Origin of the sequence: Moritella sp. JT01, assembly GCF_001574435.1 — a bacterium.
Classification (GTDB): Bacteria; Pseudomonadota; Gammaproteobacteria; order Enterobacterales; family Moritellaceae; genus Moritella.
Genome location: NZ_LOCN01000027.1, coordinates 16,026 through 40,019 on the forward strand (window position 1 = coordinate 16,026; position 23,994 = coordinate 40,019).

Sequence of the window (23,994 nt, forward strand, 5' to 3'; positions counted from 1 at the left end):
CTAAAAAATTATTTGGCAAACCCAAGTTGATACAACGACTCTACCGCATAATGTGACTCATTTACTAGCCTCAATGAGGAAAATTCTCTTCTTTCTAAGTAATTTTTACGCATTTCATCAAAACTACCCGCTCTCATTATGTTTTTTCTAAAAATAGCGTCATCTCGGCGAACATCGTATACCAAATGAACCAAATTTTTAGCGAATGTTTGATCTGCGCTTTGGTTAATATCAATGCGACTGATCGCAGGCACAGGTAGGATATCACTGATACTACGATCCGCTTGCTGCCCTAGAAATTGTGCGTACGCCTGATAAATCATCTCCGTACCACGCGCTTTTCCTTCTAAGCTATACCCCGCAATATGTGGTGTAGCAATAGCAACATAAGGGATCAACTCAAGTAATGGTGTTGGTTCGTTTTCCCACACGTCCAATACCAATGTCATCGCATGCCCGGCTTGTTTTAATGCCAGTAGCGCCTGATTATCAATCACATCACCACGACCGCTATTAACAAGGATCGCGTCTTGCGCTATACCCGCCAGTAATTCAGCTGTTAATAGATGCTTGGTTTGATAATTACCAGTTTTAACTAATGGCACGTGTAAACAAATGATATCCGCTTGCAATGCTTGATCTAAACTAACAAACCCCGTTAAGCCTTCTTTCTCTACGCGAGGAGGATCGCATAACATCACTTTTGCACCTAAAGCTGTTAGTCTACTGACCGTTTCCGAACCGGTATTTCCAACACCAATAACGGCGATATTTTTATCCGCCAATACGAAACTTTGCTGTTCCGCTAATACTAATAATGCACTACAAACATAATCGCCAACGGACACCGCATTACAACCTGGCGCATTGGTATATTTAATTTTTCGCTGTTGTAAGCATGCTTGATCTAAATGATCGATACCAATCGTTGCAGTTCCCACAAACGTTAATCTATTAGCTTGAGCAAGTAACTCGTCGTTAACTTGCGTGACAGAACGTACCATCAAGGCATCTACATCGTGTAAATCCTCAGCTTGAATTGTACGGCCAGATAAAGGAACTACTTCACCAAACTGAGAAAACAATTCGGTTGCATAAGGCATATTTTCATCAACTACGATCTTCATTTAAGTATTCCCTTAATAATACGACTAGGGTTATTTTGCGCGTTGTGAAGATAAAAAAAAAGCCCATTTATCAATAATCTGATAAATGAGCTTACATTGTCTTCATCACGGTAGTATGAACCGTCATTTAAACGTTTTTATTTAAGCGCTTTAATGCACAATTATTTAGTAAACTTACTAAATACTAGCGTCGCATTCGTACCGCCGAAACCAAAGCTGTTCGACATTACGTGAGTAAGTTCTGCATCAATTGCCTGACCTGAAACGATATCTAGACCATCAGCTTTTTCATCAAGATCTTGAATGTTTGCACTTGCTGCGATAAAGCTATTTTCCATCATGATCAATGAATAAATCGCTTCATGTACACCAGCCGCGCCTAATGCATGGCCAGTCAGAGATTTTGTCGCACTGATTTTTGGTGACTTATGACCAAATACAGCTTGAATAGCTTCAAGTTCTTTTGTATCGCCTACAGGTGTCGATGTACCGTGTGTATTTAGGTAATCAATTTCACCGTCTACTGTTTCTAGTGCTTGTTTCATACAACGAATAGCACCCTCACCCGATGGCGCTACCATATCATAGCCGTCTGATGTTGCACCGTAACCGGTAATTTCAGCATAGATAGTTGCGCCACGAGCAAGTGCATGCTCAAGTTCTTCAACAACAACCATACCACCACCACCAGAGATAACGAAACCATCGCGGTTTGCGTCATATGTACGAGATGCTTGTTGTGGTGTTTCGTTATACTTCGTTGATAACGCGCCCATTGCATCGAACTCTAATGCTAAAGTCCAATCAATTTCTTCACCGCCGCCAGCGAATACTACGTCTTGTTTACCCAACTGGATTTGCTCTACTGCATGGCCAATACAATGCGCACTTGTTGCGCATGCAGAAGTAATAGAGTAGCTTGGGCCTTTAATTTTAAATGGTGTAGCAAGACAGGCAGAGATCGTGCTCGACATAGTACGAGTCACCATGTATGGACCGACACGTTTCACACTTTTATTACGAGCTATATCAACAGAATCAACAACGTTCTTTGATGATGCACCACCTGAACCTGCAATAAGGCCAGTACGTACGTTAGATACTTGCTCTTCTGTTAAACCTGAATCATCAATCGCTTCTTGCATTGCAATATAGCTGAAAGCGGCTGCATCACCCATGAAACGCATTGCTTTACGATCAATGATTTCCTTAGGATCAAGATTAACAGTTCCGCAGACTTGGCTACGTAAGTTTTGTTCAGCAAATTGTGGTGAAAATTCAATACCGCTGTTACCTGCTTTCAGTGACTCACATACTTCTGCTTTGTTGTTACCGATACTTGATACAATACCTATACCTGTTATAACCGCTCTTTTCATGATATTCCCTAATATAAAATTATTACGTTATTCTTACTTATTTTTTAACGTCATCTGGTCTGCTTTCCCTATAATCAGATAAAATTATGACCGTTTTATTAATTTTGGGCCTATGGACCCATTATTTTTATATTTTAAAAAAATCAGCCTTAATCTACTAGACGCCCAGTTAGAGCCTCAGTCCTACCTACCTTCATTATAGTAAAGCGTTAACACCCAGTATCCCATTGCTATCTATGATTGTCACCGCCTAAAAATTGCTTGTGATCAAATCATCTGCGATTGTTGTTACTTTTGCTGCTAAAACAACCATGACCGTCGCGCTGCAGTTCGGATGAAATACAAAGTTGGCAATTTAAGTCAGTGTAAACAATCATTAATAGTAATCATTTTTTATCATCACTTTTGTGACATCTATAACATCAATTTAATAGATAATATCTAAGGAATAGAATATGACAAAGCCACCATGTGCTAATTTACAAGGTGTTTCATCCATATTTTTTCACTCATTAGTATTCTTTCTTATCATGCTATTGAGTTTTTCCTGCCGAGCTGAAATCAATCTGATCTTTGGTCTATATACCTCGGATAAACCGACAACTATGGTCAGTAAATTCCGCCCTTTTATTAATACGCTCGAAGCGCAAATGACACATAAGTTAAAACAACCTGTCCATATAAAAATGCACATTTCCAGTAACTATAATGATGGGGTACATGCACTTACCACTGGTAAAGTTGATTTTTCTCGCTTAGGTCCAGCGTCATATATAACCGCTAAAAATGCCAATGCCAATTTACAACTACTTGCTATCGAAGCCAAAAAAGGCAAAAAGTTATTCTATGGGATTATTGCCGTTCAAACAGATAGTCCAATAACAAAACCGGAGCAATTAGTCGGTAAACGATTTGCATTTGGGTCCGAGCAATCCACAATTGGTCGTTATCTTTCACAAAGTTTCCTTGCAGACCATCATATATACGCGACAGATTTGGCCAAGTTTGACTACTTAGATAGACATGATGCTGTTGGAGCATCGGTTGCGGCAGGCCGATATGATGCAGGCGCATTAAAAGAAGGCACATTTAAAAAGCTACGCAGTAAAGGCGTATTATTACGTGAAATAGCAAGGTTTCCGAATGTGACTAAACCTTGGGTTGCAAGGGCAGGATTAAATGATGAAATAGCGCAAGCTTTATCTACATTGTTAATCGCCAGTAATGAGTCAAACGCATTATATAAAAATTCATTGAGTAAAAATGGATTTCTATTAGGTGATGACAGTGACTATGACATTATTCGCCAATCGATGAGAGATAAACGTTTTTTTGAAACAAGATCAATTAAATGACCCAACTGATTAAGCATTTACCACTCTGGTCCAAGATCCTTGTCGCCACATTGTGCATAACCCTTATCACAAGTTTAGCCGCTGGAGAATTAGCCAGGCGTTTTGAATATAACTATCTCACCAATAATTTAACCACACAAATACAACAAACATTTAATATTTTATCCGCAACAACCATTGATAGCCTGATCACTGAAGATATCCCGCTACTTGAAACTATCATGTTACAGATATCATCAAACTACCCTGATGTAGAATTCTTTGCCATTTATAATGAACTGCATACTGTATTAGTCACTTGGGGAACGTTACCACCAGAAGCTAGTTTACAACACCAAGTATTTCAACAGCCAGTTGCTTTTGGTGGTGAAACGTTTGGCTATATGCAAATGGCAGTCAGTACAGCTAGCTTACAACAGGATATAACAGAGCACGTAAACTTAATTCGTCTGCTCATTGCGTTAATATTATTATGCTTAGCGCTGGCGATTTCGTTATTACTGCATTCTTCAGTATTAAAACCAATAACAAACATTAACAATCGATTATTACAGCTATCTCAATTCCATCAAACAGGTGAACAGATCACGCTAGTATCAACGAATGAGTTAGACCGTTTAAATGAGTCTGTCGACCTTATTCAGGAGTTTACTCATAAGCAAACACAACGTGAGCAGCAGTTACAAATAGCAAAAGAACAGGCCATTAATGCTAACACGACAAAATCAACCTTTCTCGCCACCATGAGCCATGAAATAAGAAACCCAATGCATGCCATTTTAGGCGCATTGTCGTTATTAAATAAGAGTGAAATGAGTGCAGAACAACAACACTTTATCGATACTAGCCTAAAATCTGCCAATATATTACTTGGCTTATTAAACAACATCCTCGATATGTCAAAAATCGAAGCCGGAAAACTACAACTTGAACATCGCGCTTTTAATATTCAAGAAATAGTACAAAATGTAACAAGTGTTCTTGAACCATTAGCACAGAAGAAAGAGATCACACTTAATCATACCTGTAATACAGAAAAGCCGTTATGGGTACTCGGTGATGATAATAGGCTAGCGCAAATACTCATCAACTTAACCAATAATGCGATTAAGTTCACGCAACAAGGCCAGGTCAATGTGATGATGGAAGCAATACAACAGGCTAACCACACACAGCTTTGTTTCACAGTCAAAGATAACGGGATTGGTATCTCAGAGCATCAACTAAAGCATATTTTTGATGACTTCGTACAATCTGATAGCTCTTTTTCACGTGAATATGGTGGTTCGGGATTAGGGCTTGCTATCTCAAAACAACTCATTACGTTAATGAAAGGAAGCATCACTGTCACCAGCCAATTAAATCAAGGCAGTGAATTCACAATTAAACTAAAGCTAGAAAATACGGCGGAGCCAGTCACTGAACAACCGATGCCTCAAGCACCAGCCGTCACAAAAGGCACCCCTACTCACTTGCTTCTCGTTGAGGACAATAAGGCAAATCAATTTATTACCAAGACTATTTTACAACGTGCGGGTTATACTGTGGATGTAGCAAGTAATGGTCTACTTGCAATTGAAGCCTGCGAGAAGCAACGCTATGAGTTAATATTAATGGATTTACAAATGCCCGAAATGGATGGGTTTGACGCAACAAAAGGAATACGTCAAGCCTCTAATATAAATACAAACACACCGATTATAGCAATGACTGCAAACGCAACGACTGAGGACCGAGAGAATACCCTTGCAGCCGGTATGAATGATTTTTTAATGAAACCGGCGCGAGAAGACCAGTTAATGAAAAAAATCCGACATTGGTTAAATTGAATATTAGCGGCAATCTAACCTTAACTAAATTGCTGATTAAACTTGGCTACCGATGCTGCCGTATCTTGCCATAAGCGGCTACTTTTAAGCTCCGGCAATGTAAAATTGCTCGTATGCTTAAGGTTAAAATCATCGGTTGTTAAATTATTATCCAAGCCATCTAATAATGCTTCCACACCTGTGCGATCATTACACGCGAGTAATAAGTTACACCCAGCCCACATAGCCTGCTCTGCTCGTTCTAAATAGTTACCCGCAACGCTGGCGCCGTGCATCGATAAATCATCAGAAAAAATAGCGCCTTTAAAGCCTAACTCTTGTCTTAATATCGTTTGTAACCAGTATTGAGAGAAACCAGCCGCTTTAGTATCAACTTGCTGATAAATAACATGTGCAGGCATAATTGCATCAAGTTGCGCATTAGCAATAAGGGATTTAAATGGCAATAAGTCCGTTGCGCTGATGTCGGCTAAGCTGCGTTCATCAATCGGTAATGCAATATGTGAATCAGCTAACACACTGCCATGTCCAGGAAAGTGTTTACCTGTCGTTTTCATACCAGCTTGGTGCATACCAACGCACAATTGCGTCGAAAGATCGGTTACCCAGCTTGGATCCGCATGGAATGAACGGTCACCAATAACTTGACTACCACGTTCTAAATCCAGTACCGGAGCAAAGCTTAAATCTATATCAAATGCCAATAACTCTGCCGCTAACATCCAGCCACATTGTTGGGTGAACTGTTTCGCTGTTTCACGATCATCAGCATATAACGCCGCAATCTTACCCATTGCAGGTATACGTGTAAACTGCTCACGAAAACGTTGAACACGACCACCTTCATGATCAACCGCTATCACTATTTGTGAGTGAGCCGCTTTACGAATTGATTTAATTAATGCATTTAACTGAGTATGGTCACCATAATTACGACTAAACAAGATCAAACCACCGGTTAATGGGTGCGCTAAGATCTCTTTATCTTCAGCCGTTAATTCATAACCGTCAACATCTACTACTACTGGTCCCACGACAATTCCTTATTAAATCTGTTAATTTTATCGGCTATAGCACGTTCAGATTGCTGCCATAGCGTTAAATAGGTGACATCTTTATCTTGCTGGTACATAACGATACACCACAATAAAGTCATCATTTCGACCACAACAGCCATTACCGCTAATTGCTCTAATGTCACTTTCGCTGCAGGGTAATAATGATTGTAATACGTTAAAAACAGCACCTGCTGTGAATGTTCCCAAGCGAATGTCTGAAATAATGTCGTAATATCAAAATCACAATGACCCGCGGCTGCAAATTCCCAATCCAGTAAATACAACTTAGCTTGTTCATCCACCATAAAATTCAATGGATTCATATCGTGATGACAAAACCCCTGTCTATTTGAAGGTAACTGATGTTCAATTAAATGTATCACAAATGCGAGTTGCTGATCGAGTCTCACGGTTTTAAATTCGGACTTTAGTGTTTGATAATAATGCTGAAGCCGCTCAACCATATTAAGGTGATGTGCAGGTAAGGGCTGTTGATGAAGCGTGGCCGTTAATTGTGCTATTTTATCAATATTTTCATCGCGAGCTTGTTCATCAAGATCCCAGTGTTTACCCGTGATCCAATCACAAATGATGCCTTGCTCATATTGAGCAATAATATTTGGCGACAAACCAATAGCAGCGGCCTGTATTTGCGCAGCACACTCGTGCTCGACATGATTATCCATGTCATTGTAAGCCGCTGAAAATTGTCTTACAAAATAACGATGACGCAAACCATATAGTTGAAAATCCAAACGGTAATTATGGTTACTTAAACCTCCCTCAACAGGTTGTAAAGAAAATGACTCGGGGCTAAAACGAACAACAAATTCAGGGATAACTATCATAAAAAGACGGGGCTACTCACTTGGGCTTCAACCGTATTAAAACGGTTATTGATCAATTCGATACTTAATGTATGTTTATCGCTCGTATTCTCAGCCTGAGAAATATTAATGACTAACGAATAACCGGAATAAGTCCGGCCTGAGTGATACTGTGATACTTGTTCTGTTAAAATTTGAATATCAAACCAATCAGGTTTTGAGAATGTTTCGGCGCTAGCACGTTGCAATTCATTATGCGTAACCGGCAAGGTTACCGTCGTATTGGGAAGCGCTATATATAATAGCTGACCATGCTTAAAACTACCTTGAACAAAATAAGGCTGTTGTAATAGTTGCCGGCTTAACGTTCGCACTTGCGTTATTAAGGGGTGTTCAATAATGACTTCAAGAGGAGCAGTCATAACTTGTCGGTCATGGTACGCTTGTGAGGTACAACCACTGACAACTAACGCACTCAATATATAAACCAGTGTGAGTATCCATTTCATTTAACACTCCCCCCAAAGCTATTGATAATTTATGAGATGAGAATAACAACTAGTATGTTGTGACCATCGCACCCAATTGTTCACCACCAACAAGATGCATATGTAAATGATACACCTCCTGTCCGCCATGTTTATTACAGTTAATGATTAGACGATAGCCATTTTCAGCAATACCCTCTTGTTCCGCAATTTTTCTTGCCACAATGAAGAGACGCCCTAATGCTAATTCATCTTCTTCACATACATCATTCGTCGTCGGGATCAGTTTATTGGGGATGATAAGCACATGTGTTGATGCTTTTGGACTAATATCACGAAATGCAGTCACTAATTCATCTTGATACAGAATGTCCGCAGGGATCTCTTTATCGATGATCTTACGAAAAATCGTTTCTTCCGCCATTTGTTTCGCTCCATTACAAAATTAAGTTATTCAATACTATGTGAAAAAAACGATAAATACACTCACTATCAGTAATAGTTCATGTTCTATACCCAAACTACTTAATAATCAATACCAAAACAGACCTCAACGCGAGATAGCAGCGACAAAAAAGCCCATCACACCCTACACTTTAGTGTAGTTTGTAATGGGCTTTAATTTAGAAATTATAAATTAATTGCTAATGCCGATTAAGCTGAAGCAATTGCACCTTTACCGACACCTTCATAAGCAAATACAGTGAGTGAATCACTGCAATCTTTTGCTAATGTATCCGCGATATATTGTGCAATGTTTTCTACTGTTGTTTCTGTTGGCATAATTTCAACAACTGATTTACTAATCGCAAGTTGGAATTCACCTTGTGGCGCTTGATATTTAAAACAATAATGCTCAGGCGTTAATGCAGCCATACCCGCGCGAGAAAGTGAAACTTCTGATGCCGACACCATATCGCAATGCTCCGCCAAATAGATATCTTTCCAACGTTCAGCCCAACTCGCTTCAAGTGCAGGATCACGTTCATCATTACGCAAGATCTCAATTGTCGAACGGTGACCATGTGCAATACGCTGACAGTTACCAAGGTGTTTACGTAAACCATGGCTGTAGCAGTATTCTGCCCCATCAATTTTCTCTTCACGTAATTTAACGTCTAACTTTTTCACGTTATTTGGTAAACGTAGCATAAGCTGCTCAGTTAAGTACGTCTCTAAATTCGCTAGCGTAATTTGTTCTGCTGGAATCAATGCAAATGCTTGATCAGGGCATGCTAAATGAATTGAATCACGGTTTTCACGCCATGCATCAACGTACGTAAATGCACCATCGCTCATCACATCACAAAATTTAGCATGAGCAGGTACGATCAACTTATGATCAACCAGTTCATCAACTGTCGATTTAATCAGTTTTTTCACAATACCAAAATCGAGGATCATACTCTGTTCATTTAAGTCACCATGCAGAACGATATCCACTAGCCAGCTTTGGCCAATAATGCCACGTGAATAATCCAATACTGAAGAATCAATAACAGTAAGATCTTTGACGAATAATTTCATCTAAATTTTGTCCTTTATGGTAACTAAATAGGTATTTATATTATTGATTAGCGCTATTTTTGTGCGTCGTATTCATCTTTAAATGAAGCAATCAGCTCTTCACTATCAACAACAACTACATCTTGACCTGCTTTTGGAAATACTGAGATAACAACGCCATCAGCAGCAAGACCTGGTAGCCAGTTGTTACGCCAAGCACCCATCTCAATTTGAAGCGGCTGACACTCAGACCAATCGCCTTCGATCCATTCACTTGCAAACTCGGCATGTGGCCAAACAGGAATGCTTCGCTCACCTTCCGCTTCGCTAACAACAAAACCGTTAGCATCCGCTAATGTCCACACTTCTTCAGACTTAACCGCACGAAAAATGAAATAGTTGAAACGCGCTTCAGGAGACCTTTCAACGGCTTCAGCAGTTTGTTTGTCATGAATTTTAAATGTCATAATTTTCTCTCAAGAAACCGCCATTGGCAGTTTCAAATAATGTTTATAATAAAGCAGCAGCGGATTGTACGCTGCACAATAATAAATACCAATAATAAATACCAATAATAATAGTAAAAGTTAAACGGGCGTGGTTTTATTTAACAAATGCCAGCTTGCGCAAATAACGCGGTATCATTGTTTCATTACCCTGCAATCCGCCTTGATGTATATAAAGAATGGGACGTTTATCAGCACTTTCAAGTCGTGCCGCGGTATTCGCATTGTCTTCGATGAATTCACGCTGCAAGCATAACCAAGCCAGTGGATCATAAAGTAAATCAAATTCAATATGAGTGGTTCGTTTTAGCTCGGACCAAATATGATAAAAAGGCAGATAAAGTTTGCCAAAATGATACTTTTTATCTGCAGAGATAATCGTTGGGTGTACTGATTCATCGGCACACAATTCAAAAAATTGCTGCTGTAAATAATCATCACCGCCAACACAAGCGCAAGTTTGTACTTCAAAGGGCAAATGTTTTTGCAAAAATAATGCCGTAGTTCCAGTACCAGAAGGCAGCACGACACGAATATCAGCATGCGAGTTTGATTTAGCCCACTCAATAATTTCATCGGCCAGTATTTTTAATCCTGTTTCGGCATACTGACAGCGACCACCTTCAGGAATAAAAACAACGCGCTGACCTTGTGCTTTTAAAGCCGGTAGTACTTGTTGCTGTATATGCTCAATAACAGACAGGCTACTCGAGTCAGCAACGATAACCTTAGCGCCCTGTGCTAACGCTGCGCGATAATTACCTTGCGGATTATCAATCAAATACTGAGGCAGGTGATCAACATAATAATGTAATTCGCATTGCTTTAATTTGGCTAATACAGACAAGGAATATAACGAATTAGCTTGCGCAGAACCGTGGCCAATTAAGATATCAACCTGTGATAAATCTTGTTGCAAGAAATGGTAAAACTTGCGGGCTTTATTACCACTAAAAGCCACATCTAATAAGTCATCACGTTTTACGTAAACGTGATGGCCTAAGAATTCGATTTCATCGACAGGGGTATTGCGTAATTCCAAAGCGGTATCCTAGTTTATAACTTAGATTAAGCGTTAAACAGACGCAGGCAGGGCTGCAGAAACAATAAATTGGCGACCATTGACAGCCAACATCTCGGTATCAACATCATAGACTTGTTTAATCGAATCCACAGTTAACACTTTACTCGCCGCGCCCTGGCCAACAACAGTACCAGCATTTAATAACAGTACTTCAGAGGCATGATTAAGCGCGAGATTAAGATCATGGATAGATGCAATGATCGTAATACCTTGTTCTGAAAGTTCTTTTAACATCTGTAGCACTTCAATTTGATGCTTTAAATCAAGCCCTGTTAATGGTTCATCCAATAAACATAAAATCGATTGCTGATTTAATAGCGGTGATACTTGTACTAATGTACGGGCAATAAGCACCCGCTGCCATTCACCACCCGACAGTTGATCGCAATTACGCTCAACTAACTTAGCTATATCTAATCGGGATAATAATTGATTTATCACCCGACAAGCTTGTTCATCTTCAAGGTTAATACCCAGAGGATGTAAACCCAAAGCAATAAACTGATAAACCGGAATAGCAAAAGGTGGCGGGGATACTTGCGGTAACCAAGCCCGCTGGCGAGCCAATTCAGCAATAGGATAAGACGAAATAGGACGTTCAGCTAGTAAGTAAGCACCTTCGCATGCCTGTTCATGACCTGCTAAAATGGAAATTAATGTACTTTTACCACTGCCATTAGGCCCTAATAAAAACAAAAAACTTCCTTTATTTATCGATACATTCATATCATGTAATCGCTGTTGATAGTTAACATCGGTTAGCGTTAATATTGTAGATGTCCCCATCGTATCTTTTAATTTATCCATAGTGATGTGTTGTTATGCTACTTGCTTGCGCAATAGTAAATAGATGAAAAAAGGAGCGCCTAAGCTTGCCGTGATCGCCCCTACAGGTAACTCAGCTGTTGCAAACACACTACGCGCAATTAAATCCGCCAGTAATAAAAAGATCGCGCCCAACAAGGCCGAAGCAGGCACAAGAAAGCGTAATTGGCTCGTCACTAATATCCGTAAAATATGCGGGATCACTAACCCTATAAAACTAATTACGCCCGCCATCGATACCGACACGCCTGTGAGTACAGCCACACATAAAATAAGCTGAATACGTAATTTAGGGACATCAATACCCGATTGAAATGCACCCTGTTCACCAAACTGTAAAAGGTTCAGCGCATCAATGCGGCGCATAATCCACAGAAAACTCAAACTCAAAGGAATAACGGCAATATAAATAAATTCTGATCCATACGCTAAATTCCCCATCATCCAGTACAGCATTTGTCGCATATTACTGTCATCAGAAAAATACAACAGCCAAGTCATAATGGCTCCAGAAAAGATCCCGATCGCAACGCCAAGTAATAAGATCTTGGTGGTGGGTAAGTTATTCTTTGTCACTTGATACAGTAAATACGTGACTAAGCTTGCCCCGATAAAAGCCGATAGTGGCAAAATATAATGCTGTAGGCCCGCCCACTGTGGGAACAAAGTATCAAGGAAGACCATAGATAGCACAGCAAACAAACTGGCAAACGATGAAATGCCGATAACACCCGGCTCTGCTAACGAATTAGCGAGTAACACTTGCAAGATACAACCGGCAACAGCTAACGCAGCGCCAACTAAAATTGCAGTCACAATACGTGGAAAACGTAAGTCAAATAACACTTGTTGCTGTAAAGATGATAAACCATTAAAAATATCATCAACACCAATACTGAAACGGCCTGAGGCAAGCGAAATTAAAATAACGGCAACAAGAAAAATAGATAAAAATATAAGAGTGCTTCGACTTTTTAGTGTACTTGCACGCTGTAACTTAAGCAGGTCGATCATAATTTAAGAAAGGATATAGGAGGATAAAATAGACAAGGTATCTCAAATAATGTCAGCGTTAAGCTTAAGCACATTTTAAATACCCTGTCAGAAGGCTGTAAATTAGATTGATTGACTTACAGCATCAATCAGCGCATGGGTATAGCCAATTTCAGCCATGAGTTGTGTAATGATATTACGTTTACGACCTGTATTAGTGTTAGTAATAACCCAATATGGCGTATTCTCAATATGACGAGGTTTGGTCGTACTACCAGCACTTAACAATTCACTTTCCGATTTTGCAAAGTAAATACGTTTACGGCCTTTAATATCAGTCGCACTATCAAACTTTTTCGGGTTTTCTGCATACAAGACAGATAATATCTGTATAAACTTAGTCACCGAAACAGTCGTTTCTTTAAATTTCTTATTTTTAATAAGCTTATCGATACTGGCTGGCAGCGTAGAATGGCTGACAACCTCTGGCTCTACAACAATCGGTGCAGATACAGGTGTCGGCTCTACTACTGCCGGTGAATTAGTTACCGTTTGCTTAGTCTCACTGTTGATGTTCTCTACAGGCTGTGGCAATGCTTCAACGTTTGTTAAATCTGCACAATCACTATCAGGTACACCAAGTAAGCGACGTAAAATATCTGATGCACTTTCGCCAATATCTTTCGTTTGACTAGCAATATAACGATATAGGTCGTCTTCAAGCTCAATCGTCTTCATATTTAACTAGTAAATCCTTGCTTATAAATTTGGTTTAATTATACCTTGTGAATAGATTTCTCTCTATGCTTATAGAAAAAATATTACCTCTGTGATGCATTTATCAACAATTCATACACGACAATGACGTAATTATTGCGGTAGAATCAGCCACAATTACGGAGATATATATGTTACTTAATCACAAAATATACGGTCAGGGTGATCCTGTTATCGTTATCCATGGCTTATTTGGCAGTGCAACGAACTTGGGCATGCTAATTAAACAATTAAAAACGGATCATCAAGTTATCGCGGTTGATGTTCGAAACCATGGTTTATCTATGCGTCATCATAGTATGCATTATGATGATATGGCAAATGATATTATTCAGCTGATGGATCATTTGACGATCGAACAAGCACATCTAGTTGGTCATTCAATGGGTGGGAAGATCGCCATGCGAACAGCGCTTAATTTTCCTACCCGCGTAACCAGTTTAGCGGTAGCCGATATAGCACCAGTGAATTACCCTCCTCGACATGATAATGTCTTTGCAGGATTAAAAAATATTCCACTTAGCGATATAACCACACGCAGTGAAGCACAATCAAAGCTTGCCGAATATGTAGAAGAAGCAGGTGTTCAACAGTTTCTATTGAAAGGTTTGTATAAGAATCAGCAAGGTAAATTCGACTTTTACTACGCGCTAGATACGATCATTGCGCAATATAATGCTATTTCTGACTGGCCAGAAGTAAATAAACAGTATGATAAACCAGTGCTATTTATTAAAGGCATGAATTCTGACTATATAACCAATGACCATAAACCGGCTATCGCTAAATATTTTCCACAAGCGAAAGCAAAGCTGATACAAGGCACTGGGCACTGGTTACATGCCGAAAAACCAGTGATATTTAACAAAATAATAGTCGATTTTTTATTTAGTCATTAGCCACATTGTGATATATTTGCACATTCGTACTCTAAGTAGATACTGTTACGTACTTTAGGTGAATATTGTTATGTTGTATGAATACATTGACTTAATTGAATCTGTCGGCACTAAATTGTTCTTTGTTGTACTGTTTTTCTTAATCGGCATGGCAATTCACGACGTACTAAAAAAAGGGAACGTACCTCAATTTGGACGTGTGGCAGTTTGGTTTGTACTCTGCTTTGGTATGGCTGGTTTTGTTTTTAAAGAAGTATTGATCGCTGTCTGGGAAAACCAGATTTAATAATTTCATCGTATTAACTGCAATGGCGAATATAACGTGGCGAAGGAAAGTTTCGATAGAACGACGATTGACCTTTTTGCTGAAGAAAAGCGTGCTGGTAGACCCAAAACCAATCCGCTATCGCGTAAAGAGCAGTTGAAACAGAATAAACGAAATCAATTAAGCCGAGACAAGGCTAATGGATTCAAACGTATTGAATTAAAGGTCGAACAAGACTTGTTTGATATGTTAAATATAAAAGCAAAAAGTGCTAATATGACGCGCAGTGAATATATACAACAATTGCTGCAAACACATGTAGCACAATAAGTTTAAATTAAAACTATTAGGATAATTTAAGAATGGCTAGCGTAGGCTTATTTTTTGGTAGTGACACTGGTAACACTGAAGTAGTTGCTAAGATGATCCAGAAACAACTGGGTAAAAAACTTGTTGATGTTAAAGATATTGCAAAATCAACAACGACAGATATTAACGAGTTCAGCCTATTAATTTTAGGCATTCCGACTTGGTATTATGGCGAATCTCAATGTGATTGGGATGACTTTATGCCTTCACTAGAAGAAATTGATTTTTCTGATAAGCTAGTTGCAATCTTTGGCTGTGGTGACCAAGAAGATTATGCTGAGTACTTCCTTGATGCAATGGGCACACTACGTGACGTTGTTGAAGCAAAAGGCGGTACGTTAATCGGTGAATGGCCAACTGAAAGTTATGATTTCGAAGCATCGAAAGCTCTCACTGATGACAACCACTTTGTTGGTTTAGGTATTGATGAAGATCGTCAACCAGAACTAACAGCAGAACGTGTTGAAGCTTGGGTAAACCAAATCCACAGCGAAATGTGCCTTGCAGAACTAGAAGACTAATCTTTTAGTTATAAACTATATAAGTAAAAGGTAAACGGCGTATACACGTTATTTTACCTTTTACTTTCACCGCCAGCTAAAACCCCATTACACAACCATTCTAATTAAATAATATTTATCTATTTAGGAATATATAGCGTACGCTATCTTTTTTCTCCTTGCCATATACAACATATTAAGATCAGACTTAATCACTTTTGGTCACACTAGACTAAACAAAAGCTCGGTTAATACGTAAATTTTTGTATTTAAATCCCGCTTTAACAAATATGAGGTTTATTGTTTTTGCGTCTCGTCATATAATGGTGAAGAATGTAAAGAAAATATACTTTTCTCTATTTTAAAAATGAGTACGTTATGACTGATAGAAAAACCGCATTAAAAAAAGCAGGATTAAAAATAACCCTGCCAAGAATCAAAATTTTAGAATTATTACAACTCCCTAGCAGTCAGCATACCAGTGCCGAAGATCTATACAAACAATTGCTCAGTAAAGGTGAAGAAATTGGGCTTGCGACAGTATATCGAGTGCTTAACCAATTTGATGATGCTGGTATTGTTACTCGTCATTATTTTGAAGGCGGTAAATCTGTTTTTGAACTGGCAACTCAAAACCACCATGACCACCTTGTATGTCTTGACTGTGGTCACGTAATTGAATTCCATGATGACTTGATCGAAGATCGTCAATGTGAAATTGCAGCAGAAAATGAGATGTCATTACAAGCCCACAGTTTATACTTGTATGGCCGTTCATTAGATGGCAAGTGTAATCATAAATAATTGCACACTAAAAATCAGATAAAAAAAAAGGAGCCTATAGCTCCTTTTTTATGCGCGTTTTTTGCCTTTAAATAACACCAAGAAACGAATATCATTCCTTGATGCACGTGAGTCCTATAAAAAGACTTAGCCGCGTAAAGACACTGTACGGTTAAACACAAGTTTATCCGCTGTTGAATCTTTACTGTCTGCACAGAAGTAACCTTCACGTTCAAACTGGTATGCGCTTGCAGGTTGCGCAGCAACAAGGCCCGGTTCAACTTTAGCTGTTTTGATAACAACTAATGATTCTTCATTCAATGCTTCTTCTAATGTTTCAACACTTGCAGGATCTTCTATTTTAAATAGGCGATCATAAACACGTACTTCCGCATCAACAGCATCAGCAGCTGATACCCAATGAATAACACCTTTCGCTTTACGACCATCACTTGGGTTCTTACCTAGTGTTTCATCATCGTAAGTACAGTGAATTTCAATGATATTACCCGCGTCATCTTTTACAACGTCATCGGCTCTAACAATGTATGCATTACGTAAGCGAACTTCTTTGCCTAATACTAAACGTTTATATTTCTTGTTCGCTTCTTCACGGAAATCCGCACGATCAATAAATAGTTCACGACTAAATGGTAACGTACGAGTACCCATATCTAGTTTAGGATGTGCAGGTGCAATTAATTGCTCGGTTTGATTTTCTGGATAATTAGTAATGACTAATTTAACCGGATCAAGAACCGCCATTGCACGTGGTGCTGAATTTTCAAGATCTTCACGGATACATGCTTCTAGCATACCCATTTCGATCGTATTGATTTGTTTAGTCACACCAATACGTTTACAAAATTCACGAATTGACGCAGCTGTATAACCACGACGACGTAAACCAGCAATTGTTGGCATACGTGGATCATCCCAACCACTTACATGGTTTTCTGTCACTAATGCATTAAGCTTACGCTTAGACATCATCGTATATTCAATATTTAAACGTGAGAATTCATACTGACGCGGACGACAATCAATTGAGATATTATCTAATACCCAATCATAAACACGACGGTTATCTTGGAATTCTAATGTACAGATAGAGTGAGAAATACCTTCTATCGCATCAGAAATACAATGTGTGAAATCGTACATTGGATAAATGCACCATTTATCACCTGTTTGGTGATGATGTGCACGTTTAATACGATAGATAACAGGATCACGCATACACATGAACGATGACGTCATGTCAATTTTTGCACGTAGACAACATTCGCCATCAGCAAAACCAGCATCACGCATTTTATTAAATAACGCGAGGTTTTCGTCGATGCTCGTTTCACGGTATGGGCTATTTTTACCCGGCTTATTCAGCGTACCGCGGTACTCACGAGTTTCGTCTGCATTTAAGAAGCAAACATAAGCTTTACCCGCTTGAATCAATTCAACTGCATACTCGAATAATCTATCGAAGTAATTTGATGAATAGCGAACTTCACCATCCCAGTTAAAACCTAGCCACTTTACGTCTTCTTGAATTGCATGAACGTAATCAATGTCTTCTTTTTCAGGATTCGTATCATCAAAACGTAGATTACACTGTCCCTGGTAATCGTCAGCAATACCAAAGTTCAAACAAATAGATTTGGCATGACCAATATGCAAAAAGCCGTTCGGCTCTGGCGGAAAACGCGTATGCACATTCGTATGTTTGCCGGAATTTAAATCTTCATCAATAATCTGACGAATAAAGTTCGTTGGGCGTACTTCAGCCTGACTCATTCCTTACCTCAAACAGTAAATTTTTAATTAAATAGTGAACAATGATCTAACAAAATTGCCTCAGACACAACAACTAAATGCTAATGCGGGTCAGTTAGGCTTGTTCAAGGGTAATTAATCTTACTCTTAATACAATCACTATCACAACACTGTTTAAAACATCACCAGCCGTAGATTTATTACCTAGACTCAGGATAACTTAATAATAGCGGAAAATAGTATGCATAAATGGTCCATTTCACCCGGTTTTACATTAATCGAATTACTTATAACGGTGGCCATCGTGGCTATTTTAGCGAGTATAGGGATACCTAATTACCAGCACTACATGCTAGCAACACATCGTGATCAAGCCAAAATGAAATTAACAGCAATTAGCTTATTAGAAACCGATAATTATAGTCGGCATCAAGAATATATTGAATTGCGTAATTTATCGATTGACCTTAGTAGTGAGACTTACCAATACAGCATAAAATTTACAGCGAATAATCAGTACCAAGTGATTGCGACAGCGATAGATAATCAACGTAGTGATAGCCATTGTCGAACATTGAGTTTAGACCATAATTTAACGCGATTACCGACACTATGTTGGTAATAAAAGAAGGGATATAGAAAGCAGCCTTATCTAAATAATAAGGCTAAGCTTATGCTGAACTACTGTTGGTTTTCTTATTTATTTTTCTGGTATATTTTTGATCTCAGTGTTAGCAACACTCATTGTCGTCGTTTTGTTAATTAAGTTAATCAATAGCATTGAACGTTCTAATCCATCTTTGCATTGATAAATAGCCTCAATACCTTTAAAAGCACCGTCCTGAATAATCACTTTTTTGCCTTCGATAAATAAGGTAACTTCAATTTCAGATTTATCTCGGCATTGTTGTTTTGCTTTTAGCTCCGCAACCAAATTAGCAGGTACTTTGGTATAATGTGTACCGCACTTAACAAAATCAATAACTCCACGGGTAGAACGAATACTATTGAAATTAGCCGCCAGCGTGTCAATTTCAACAAATAAATAATTAGGAAAAATGACCACGTCTTTATATACAAGCTTACTACGTACTTTCTTTTCCATTTTCATTGTTGGATAAAAGCTTTCAACCCCTTGATTTTCAAGGTTAAGCTTGGCTCTACCTTCTTCCTTTCCTTTGCAGTACAGTAAGTACCACTCTTTTTTACTTTCCATCATTTAGCTTGATTATCCAAATCATTATCACATCTCTAATATTACGTTAAAAAATATTAAATTAAAGTCTAAATTAAAATCCGCATTAAATGCATATATAACAACCATAAACAACCATAAATATAACATACACTTAACACCTGAAAAACAAATGTAGAACAAAGGCTCAAATTATGTTGACAGACCTCTTATAATTGGTTTTTACGCTTGTTAACAACTAGTAAAAGGGATATAAAAGAATGAATAAACTGATAACAGAAAGATTATCAGCATAAAATTATAAAAATAAATACAAATACAAATACAAATACAAAACAGGCGATATTATGAATCCTAATAGTTCAGATACATTTATGGGTCACCCAAAAGGTTTATTCCTTTTATTCAGTACAGAAATGATGGAACGCTTTAGTTATTATGGCATGCGTGCAATTCTCGTTATTTTTCTTGTTTCAATAACCCAAGACCAACAAGCGGCTGCATTATTAACCGATCCTAATTATCAAACTGGTATTCCAGGTTTAGGTTGGAGCCAAGCAGATGCGCTTTCTCTTTATGGTACATACACAGGTTTAGTTTACATCACTCCACTCATTGGTGGCTGGTTAGCAGATAACTTCCTAGGACAACGTAAAAGTGTCTTAATTGGTGGCATATTAATGGCATTAGGCCAATTCGCATTATTCGTACCAGTAGAAGCGTTATCACTCAGCCCTACTGCTGGGCTTTATTTAGGCCTTGCATTCATTATCGCTGGTAATGGTCTGTTTAAGCCAAACATCTCCACTATGGTTGGTGACCTGTATGAAGAAGGCGATAATCGTCGTGATGGTGCATTCACTATCTTCTACATGGGCATTAATATTGGTGCTTTCTTGTCTGGTATCCTTGTTGGTGCTGTCGTTGTTTACACCGGAAATTACAAATATGGCTTCTTAATGTCAGGTATCGCGATGGTACTAAGCGTTGTCTTACAAAAATTATTCGCTAATAAATACTTAGGTAATATTGGTGTTGAAGCTGCAGCGAAGAAAATGTTAGCCGCAAACAAAGGTAAAAAACAAACCTTAACGGCCATTGAAGTTGATCGTATAAAAGTGATCTTAATCTTAGGTCTATTTGTTATCATCTTCTGGGCTGGTTTTGAACAAGCCGGTGGTCTAATGAATCTGTATGCAAATGATTATACCGACCGTATGATCGGTAATTTCGAAGTGCCTGTTGCTTGGTTCCAATCACTAAATCCATTCTTTATTATTACCTTTGCACCTATCGTAAGTATGATCTGGATTAAAATGGGCCCGAAAGAACCGACATCACCCGTTAAATTTGCAATGGCATTATTAATGTTAGCGATTGGTTTTGTGTTCATGATCTTTGCAACATTAGAGCAAGGTGGCGACTTAACCGTTAAAACAAGCATGTACTGGTTAGTTGGTGCGTACTTCTTCCATACTATGGGTGAATTATGTCTGTCTCCAATCGGTCTATCTATGATCACTAAATTAGCGCCACTACGCTTAGCATCACTGATGATGGGCGCATGGTTTGGCTTTAACGCCATTGCAAATAAAGTGGCCGGTATGATTGGCGCGCAAATTGGTGAAGCAGGTCCAATGGCAATCTTTGGCGGTATTGCAATAGCAGCTGTGATTTCATCACTGATCCTATTTGCATCAGCACGTAAACTAATTTACTGGATGCACGGTGCAGAAGGTCAAGTTATTCCGAAAGAAGAAACGTCGAATCAAAAACCAGTTGCAGCAACAGTTTAACACTGAAAATTTGATTTAAATAAATGTGAAAACAGCCTCATCATGAGGCTGTTTTTTTATATCTGCGATTTTCATGATAAACTGGATTAAATCGTTAGCCGTGAGCCAAAACTTTATGAAACAATTTAATGAATTTATTCCCCTGATCGTCTTTTTCGTTATTTATAAAATGTACGATATTTATTCCGCAACAGCTGCATTAATTATAGTAACTGCATGTACATTACTCTTTAGCTGGTATAAATACCGTAAAGTTGAAAAAATGCAATTAATCACGTTTGCAATGGTGACCGTGTTTGGTGGTATTACCTTATTTACGCAAGATTCGAGTTTTATTAAATGGAAAGTAACCATTATTTACTGTCTATTTTCAATTGTTTTATTGGTTAGCCAATATGGCTTCAAACAAAATCTACTTAAAAAAATGTTAGGTAAAGAAATGGTTTTACCTGAGTTTGTGTGGTCACGTGTGAACGCAGCATGGGCAATATTCTTCCTCTCGCTTGCTGGTTTAAATCATTACATTGCATTTAACATGTCAGAAGAGTTATGGGTTGATTTTAAAGTCTTTGGCGTACTGGGTATCATGTTAGCCTTTACGATATTAACCGTCATTTATCTCTACCGTTATATGCCTAAAGAAAACAGCGATAACAAATAAGATTAAGTAAGAAAAAATAGTTATATCTGGCACCGTATTTAATTAAAAACTGATTAAATACGTATGAATTAAATACGGTGCACCTTCTAAATATCCCCTTTCAGATCCCTACTACTTTCCTAATACTGACAATTTGAGCACCCGTATAATTTCGTCTATAAGCATGTGATAGCTCGCACAACAAGCTACTTAGCCGGTAACAACAATGTAAAATCACACTACAATTTTATTCTGAACATACAATATCATCATGACTATGAAGGAATATCAATGTTGAAAAAAATTACTCGCTTAGCGCTATATGTCGCAGTTACTGCACCTTTATTTATTTTACCGCAAGCAAATGCAGAACAAGTCAAAACGCTTTCTAATATGAATAATGAGCATGCAGTCATCACCCCAACAGAAACTACCGCTTTTGACCTCAGCCATTCGTCGATATCACGCGACGCATTATTAATGCCATTAAATATTAATACCGCGAATGAGTTAGAGCTTACCGCTTTACCTGGTATAGGAAAATATAAGGCAGTGCAAATAATCCAATGGCGTGAACGTAACGGGCAATTTAGCACAATAACAGACTTAGTGAGTGTCAATGGGATAGGAAAGGTAACAATGGCAAAGTTAGCGGGGAAAATTAGTGTAACAGACTGATAAACAAGTCTCAGTACGATTTTTAGCGATAAAAAAGCCTGAAGTAAAAGCATTCAGGCTTAATTAGTTAATGTTTATTAAACGCTTAGTTTGATACGCTAAAGTTCAACATACGTTCTAATGGAATAAGCGCTTTAACACGAATTTCTTCATCAACAAAAATTTCATGCCCTTCATCATTAACCAATGCATCTTCAATCGTTTGCAGGCCATTCATGCCCATCCAAGGACACATTGCACAACTACGACAACTCGCGCCATTACCACCAGTTGGAGCAGCAATCATTTCTTTTTCAGGACACGCTTGTTGCATCTTAAAGAAGATACCTTTATCCGTAGCAACAATCAGTTTTTGTTGTGGTAGTTCTTTTGCCGCTTTAATCAATTGGCTCGTTGAACCAACCGCATCTGCAAGATCGATTACATCGGCAGGTGACTCAGGGTGAACGAGGATCGCTGCGTCTGGATTTTCTTCTTTCAAGCGTTTTAATGCTGATGCTTTAAATTCATCATGGACGATACAAGCACCCTGCCAGCGAACCATTTTCGCGCCAGTTTGCTTTTCAATCCAAGCACCCAAATGGCGATCTGGCCCCCAAATTAATTTTTGACCATCACTATCAAGGTGATCAACCACATCCAATGCAATACTTGATGTGACAATCCAGTCAGCGCGCGCTTTAACGGCAGCTGAGGTATTTGCATATACCACAACGGTGTGATCAGGATGTGCATCACAAAATGCTGAGAATTCTTTAACAGGACAACCAAGGTCCAATGAACAAGTTGCCTCTAATGCAGGCATGATAATACGTTTGCTTGGTGCTAAGATCTTCGCCGTTTCACCCATAAAACGAACACCTGCAATGATTAGCGTTTTAGCTGGGTGGTTGTTCCCAAAGCGAGCCATTTCCAAAGAATCAGCAACACAACCGCCAGTCTCTTCTGCAAGTGCTTGAATTTCAGGATCTGTATAATAGTGTGCAATTAATACTGCATCTTTTTCTTTTAAAAGCTGTTTAATACGTGCTTTATAGTCCAGTTTTTCTTGTGCCGATAACGGAACTGGTTTTTTTGGGAATGGATATTCCATTTCTACTACATTGGGAATCATAGCTAATTACTCAGTGCTCAAAAAAATTATCTTCGCGTATTATACATGGCATTGTCATGAAAACGTAATTTAGCGTGACTTTTTTTCGACACATACAAAAAAGCCTCGCTAATAGCGAGGCTTTTTTGTTAACTGGTTGCGGGAGCAGGATTTGAACCTACGACCTTCGGGTTATGAGCCCGACGAGCTACCAAACTGCTCCATCCCGCGACAATGCTGTGTGTTCTT

At 38.6% G+C, this 23,994-nt stretch carries 26 protein-coding genes and 1 tRNA gene; 11 read left to right on the forward strand and 16 right to left on the reverse strand.

The window, feature by feature from the left end:
* Positions 1 to 8: 8 nt before the first annotated feature.
* On the reverse strand, positions 9 to 1,127 hold the full coding sequence (locus AKG98_RS18390) for a 4-phosphoerythronate dehydrogenase (protein ID WP_067049366.1): 1,119 nt from the start codon (positions 1,125 to 1,127) through the stop codon (positions 9 to 11).
* A gap of 161 nt (positions 1,128 to 1,288) precedes the next feature.
* Entirely contained in the window at positions 1,289 to 2,506 is a 1,218-nt protein-coding gene (fabB, locus tag AKG98_RS18395) for a beta-ketoacyl-ACP synthase I (protein ID WP_067049369.1), read from the reverse strand.
* 455 nt (positions 2,507 to 2,961) lie between these two features.
* Here fabB and AKG98_RS18400 point away from each other — a divergent pair, with 455 nt between their 5' ends.
* Entirely contained in the window at positions 2,962 to 3,861 is a 900-nt protein-coding gene (locus AKG98_RS18400; protein WP_228140357.1) for a PhnD/SsuA/transferrin family substrate-binding protein, read from the forward strand.
* Complete coding sequence (locus tag AKG98_RS18405) at positions 3,858 to 5,690, forward strand: response regulator (RefSeq protein ID WP_067049372.1); 1,833 nt, start codon at positions 3,858 to 3,860, stop codon at positions 5,688 to 5,690. Before AKG98_RS18400 ends, AKG98_RS18405 begins: the two co-directional genes overlap by 4 nt.
* A gap of 20 nt (positions 5,691 to 5,710) precedes the next feature.
* Here AKG98_RS18405 and nagZ read toward each other — a convergent pair whose 3' ends face one another.
* The 10 genes from nagZ to seqA all read right to left on the reverse strand — a co-directional run bounded on the left by nagZ (position 5,711) and on the right by seqA (position 13,715).
* The gene (gene nagZ, locus AKG98_RS18410; RefSeq protein WP_067049375.1) at positions 5,711 to 6,724 is read right to left on the reverse strand and encodes a beta-N-acetylhexosaminidase; all 1,014 of its coding nucleotides are present in this window, start codon (positions 6,722 to 6,724) and stop codon (positions 5,711 to 5,713) included.
* Positions 6,712 to 7,596 (reverse strand): phosphotransferase, encoded by an 885-nt coding sequence (locus AKG98_RS18415; protein ID WP_067049378.1) that lies wholly within the window; start codon positions 7,594 to 7,596, stop codon positions 6,712 to 6,714. The genes nagZ and AKG98_RS18415 overlap by 13 nt, the downstream gene beginning before the upstream one ends.
* Positions 7,593 to 8,084, reverse strand: coding sequence for a penicillin-binding protein activator LpoB (locus AKG98_RS18420; protein WP_067049381.1), 492 nt, complete (start codon positions 8,082 to 8,084; stop codon positions 7,593 to 7,595). Before AKG98_RS18420 ends, AKG98_RS18415 begins: the two co-directional genes overlap by 4 nt.
* Before the next feature lie 49 nt (positions 8,085 to 8,133).
* Entirely contained in the window at positions 8,134 to 8,487 is a 354-nt protein-coding gene (locus AKG98_RS18425) for an HIT domain-containing protein (RefSeq protein WP_067049384.1), read from the reverse strand.
* Between the two features lie 230 nt (positions 8,488 to 8,717).
* Positions 8,718 to 9,590 carry a 6-carboxytetrahydropterin synthase gene (locus AKG98_RS18430; protein WP_067049388.1) on the reverse strand — a complete coding sequence of 291 codons (873 nt, stop codon included), beginning with the start codon at positions 9,588 to 9,590 and terminating at the stop codon, positions 8,718 to 8,720.
* Between the two features lie 53 nt (positions 9,591 to 9,643).
* A complete protein-coding gene (locus AKG98_RS18435; protein ID WP_067049391.1) occupies positions 9,644 to 10,036 on the reverse strand; it encodes a DUF2750 domain-containing protein in 393 nt (130 codons plus the stop codon).
* A gap of 136 nt (positions 10,037 to 10,172) precedes the next feature.
* Entirely contained in the window at positions 10,173 to 11,117 is a 945-nt protein-coding gene (locus AKG98_RS18440; protein WP_067049394.1) for a 1-aminocyclopropane-1-carboxylate deaminase, read from the reverse strand.
* Positions 11,118 to 11,150: 33 nt separating this feature from the next.
* Positions 11,151 to 11,966, reverse strand: coding sequence for an ABC transporter ATP-binding protein (locus AKG98_RS18445; protein WP_228140358.1), 816 nt, complete (start codon positions 11,964 to 11,966; stop codon positions 11,151 to 11,153).
* A 12-nt stretch (positions 11,967 to 11,978) separates the two neighbouring features.
* A complete protein-coding gene (gene btuC, locus AKG98_RS18450) occupies positions 11,979 to 12,998 on the reverse strand; it encodes a vitamin B12 ABC transporter permease BtuC (RefSeq protein ID WP_067049397.1) in 1,020 nt (339 codons plus the stop codon).
* A 102-nt stretch (positions 12,999 to 13,100) separates the two neighbouring features.
* The gene (gene seqA, locus AKG98_RS18455) at positions 13,101 to 13,715 is read right to left on the reverse strand and encodes a replication initiation negative regulator SeqA (RefSeq protein WP_067049400.1); all 615 of its coding nucleotides are present in this window, start codon (positions 13,713 to 13,715) and stop codon (positions 13,101 to 13,103) included.
* Positions 13,716 to 13,885: 170 nt separating this feature from the next.
* On the opposite strand from seqA, the gene AKG98_RS18460 reads away from it, so the two are divergent.
* The 5 genes from AKG98_RS18460 to fur all read left to right on the forward strand — a co-directional run bounded on the left by AKG98_RS18460 (position 13,886) and on the right by fur (position 16,591).
* Positions 13,886 to 14,653: an alpha/beta fold hydrolase gene (locus AKG98_RS18460; protein ID WP_067049403.1), complete on the forward strand. Its 768-nt coding sequence runs from the start codon at positions 13,886 to 13,888 to the stop codon at positions 14,651 to 14,653.
* 70 nt (positions 14,654 to 14,723) lie between these two features.
* Positions 14,724 to 14,939, forward strand: a complete 216-nt coding sequence (locus tag AKG98_RS18465) for a DUF2788 domain-containing protein (RefSeq protein WP_067049405.1) — start codon at positions 14,724 to 14,726, stop codon at positions 14,937 to 14,939.
* A gap of 36 nt (positions 14,940 to 14,975) precedes the next feature.
* Positions 14,976 to 15,248: a LexA regulated protein gene (ybfE, locus tag AKG98_RS18470; RefSeq protein ID WP_067049408.1), complete on the forward strand. Its 273-nt coding sequence runs from the start codon at positions 14,976 to 14,978 to the stop codon at positions 15,246 to 15,248.
* Between the two features lie 32 nt (positions 15,249 to 15,280).
* The gene (fldA, locus tag AKG98_RS18475) at positions 15,281 to 15,808 is read left to right on the forward strand and encodes a flavodoxin FldA (protein ID WP_067049411.1); all 528 of its coding nucleotides are present in this window, start codon (positions 15,281 to 15,283) and stop codon (positions 15,806 to 15,808) included.
* Positions 15,809 to 16,165: 357 nt separating this feature from the next.
* On the forward strand, positions 16,166 to 16,591 hold the full coding sequence (gene fur / locus AKG98_RS18480) for a ferric iron uptake transcriptional regulator (protein ID WP_067049414.1): 426 nt from the start codon (positions 16,166 to 16,168) through the stop codon (positions 16,589 to 16,591).
* A 126-nt stretch (positions 16,592 to 16,717) separates the two neighbouring features.
* On the opposite strand, the gene glnS is transcribed toward fur, so the two are convergent.
* Complete coding sequence (gene glnS / locus AKG98_RS18485; RefSeq protein ID WP_067049416.1) at positions 16,718 to 18,364, reverse strand: glutamine--tRNA ligase; 1,647 nt, start codon at positions 18,362 to 18,364, stop codon at positions 16,718 to 16,720.
* 220 nt (positions 18,365 to 18,584) lie between these two features.
* Here glnS and AKG98_RS18490 point away from each other — a divergent pair, with 220 nt between their 5' ends.
* Positions 18,585 to 18,965, forward strand: a complete 381-nt coding sequence (locus AKG98_RS18490) for a type IV pilin protein (protein ID WP_067049420.1) — start codon at positions 18,585 to 18,587, stop codon at positions 18,963 to 18,965.
* 78 nt (positions 18,966 to 19,043) lie between these two features.
* Here the strand turns inward: AKG98_RS18490 and rfaH are convergent, their stop codons facing one another.
* A complete protein-coding gene (gene rfaH, locus AKG98_RS18495) occupies positions 19,044 to 19,562 on the reverse strand; it encodes a transcription/translation regulatory transformer protein RfaH (RefSeq protein WP_067049423.1) in 519 nt (172 codons plus the stop codon).
* 323 nt (positions 19,563 to 19,885) lie between these two features.
* Here rfaH and AKG98_RS18500 point away from each other — a divergent pair, with 323 nt between their 5' ends.
* The 3 genes from AKG98_RS18500 (at position 19,886) to AKG98_RS18510 (ending at position 22,652) form a co-directional block, all read left to right on the forward strand.
* Positions 19,886 to 21,334, forward strand: coding sequence for a peptide MFS transporter (locus AKG98_RS18500; RefSeq protein ID WP_067049426.1), 1,449 nt, complete (start codon positions 19,886 to 19,888; stop codon positions 21,332 to 21,334).
* 115 nt (positions 21,335 to 21,449) lie between these two features.
* Positions 21,450 to 21,995, forward strand: a complete 546-nt coding sequence (locus AKG98_RS18505; protein WP_067049441.1) for a septation protein A — start codon at positions 21,450 to 21,452, stop codon at positions 21,993 to 21,995.
* Positions 21,996 to 22,265: 270 nt separating this feature from the next.
* Positions 22,266 to 22,652 (forward strand): helix-hairpin-helix domain-containing protein, encoded by a 387-nt coding sequence (locus AKG98_RS18510; protein WP_067049429.1) that lies wholly within the window; start codon positions 22,266 to 22,268, stop codon positions 22,650 to 22,652.
* An 85-nt stretch (positions 22,653 to 22,737) separates the two neighbouring features.
* Here the strand turns inward: AKG98_RS18510 and nadA are convergent, their stop codons facing one another.
* Together nadA and AKG98_RS18520 are read right to left on the reverse strand one after the other, a co-directional pair.
* The gene (gene nadA, locus AKG98_RS18515) at positions 22,738 to 23,745 is read right to left on the reverse strand and encodes a quinolinate synthase NadA (protein ID WP_067049432.1); all 1,008 of its coding nucleotides are present in this window, start codon (positions 23,743 to 23,745) and stop codon (positions 22,738 to 22,740) included.
* Positions 23,746 to 23,899: 154 nt separating this feature from the next.
* Positions 23,900 to 23,976: transfer RNA gene (locus tag AKG98_RS18520), tRNA-Met, on the reverse strand.
* Between the last annotated feature and the right edge of the window lie 18 nt (positions 23,977 to 23,994).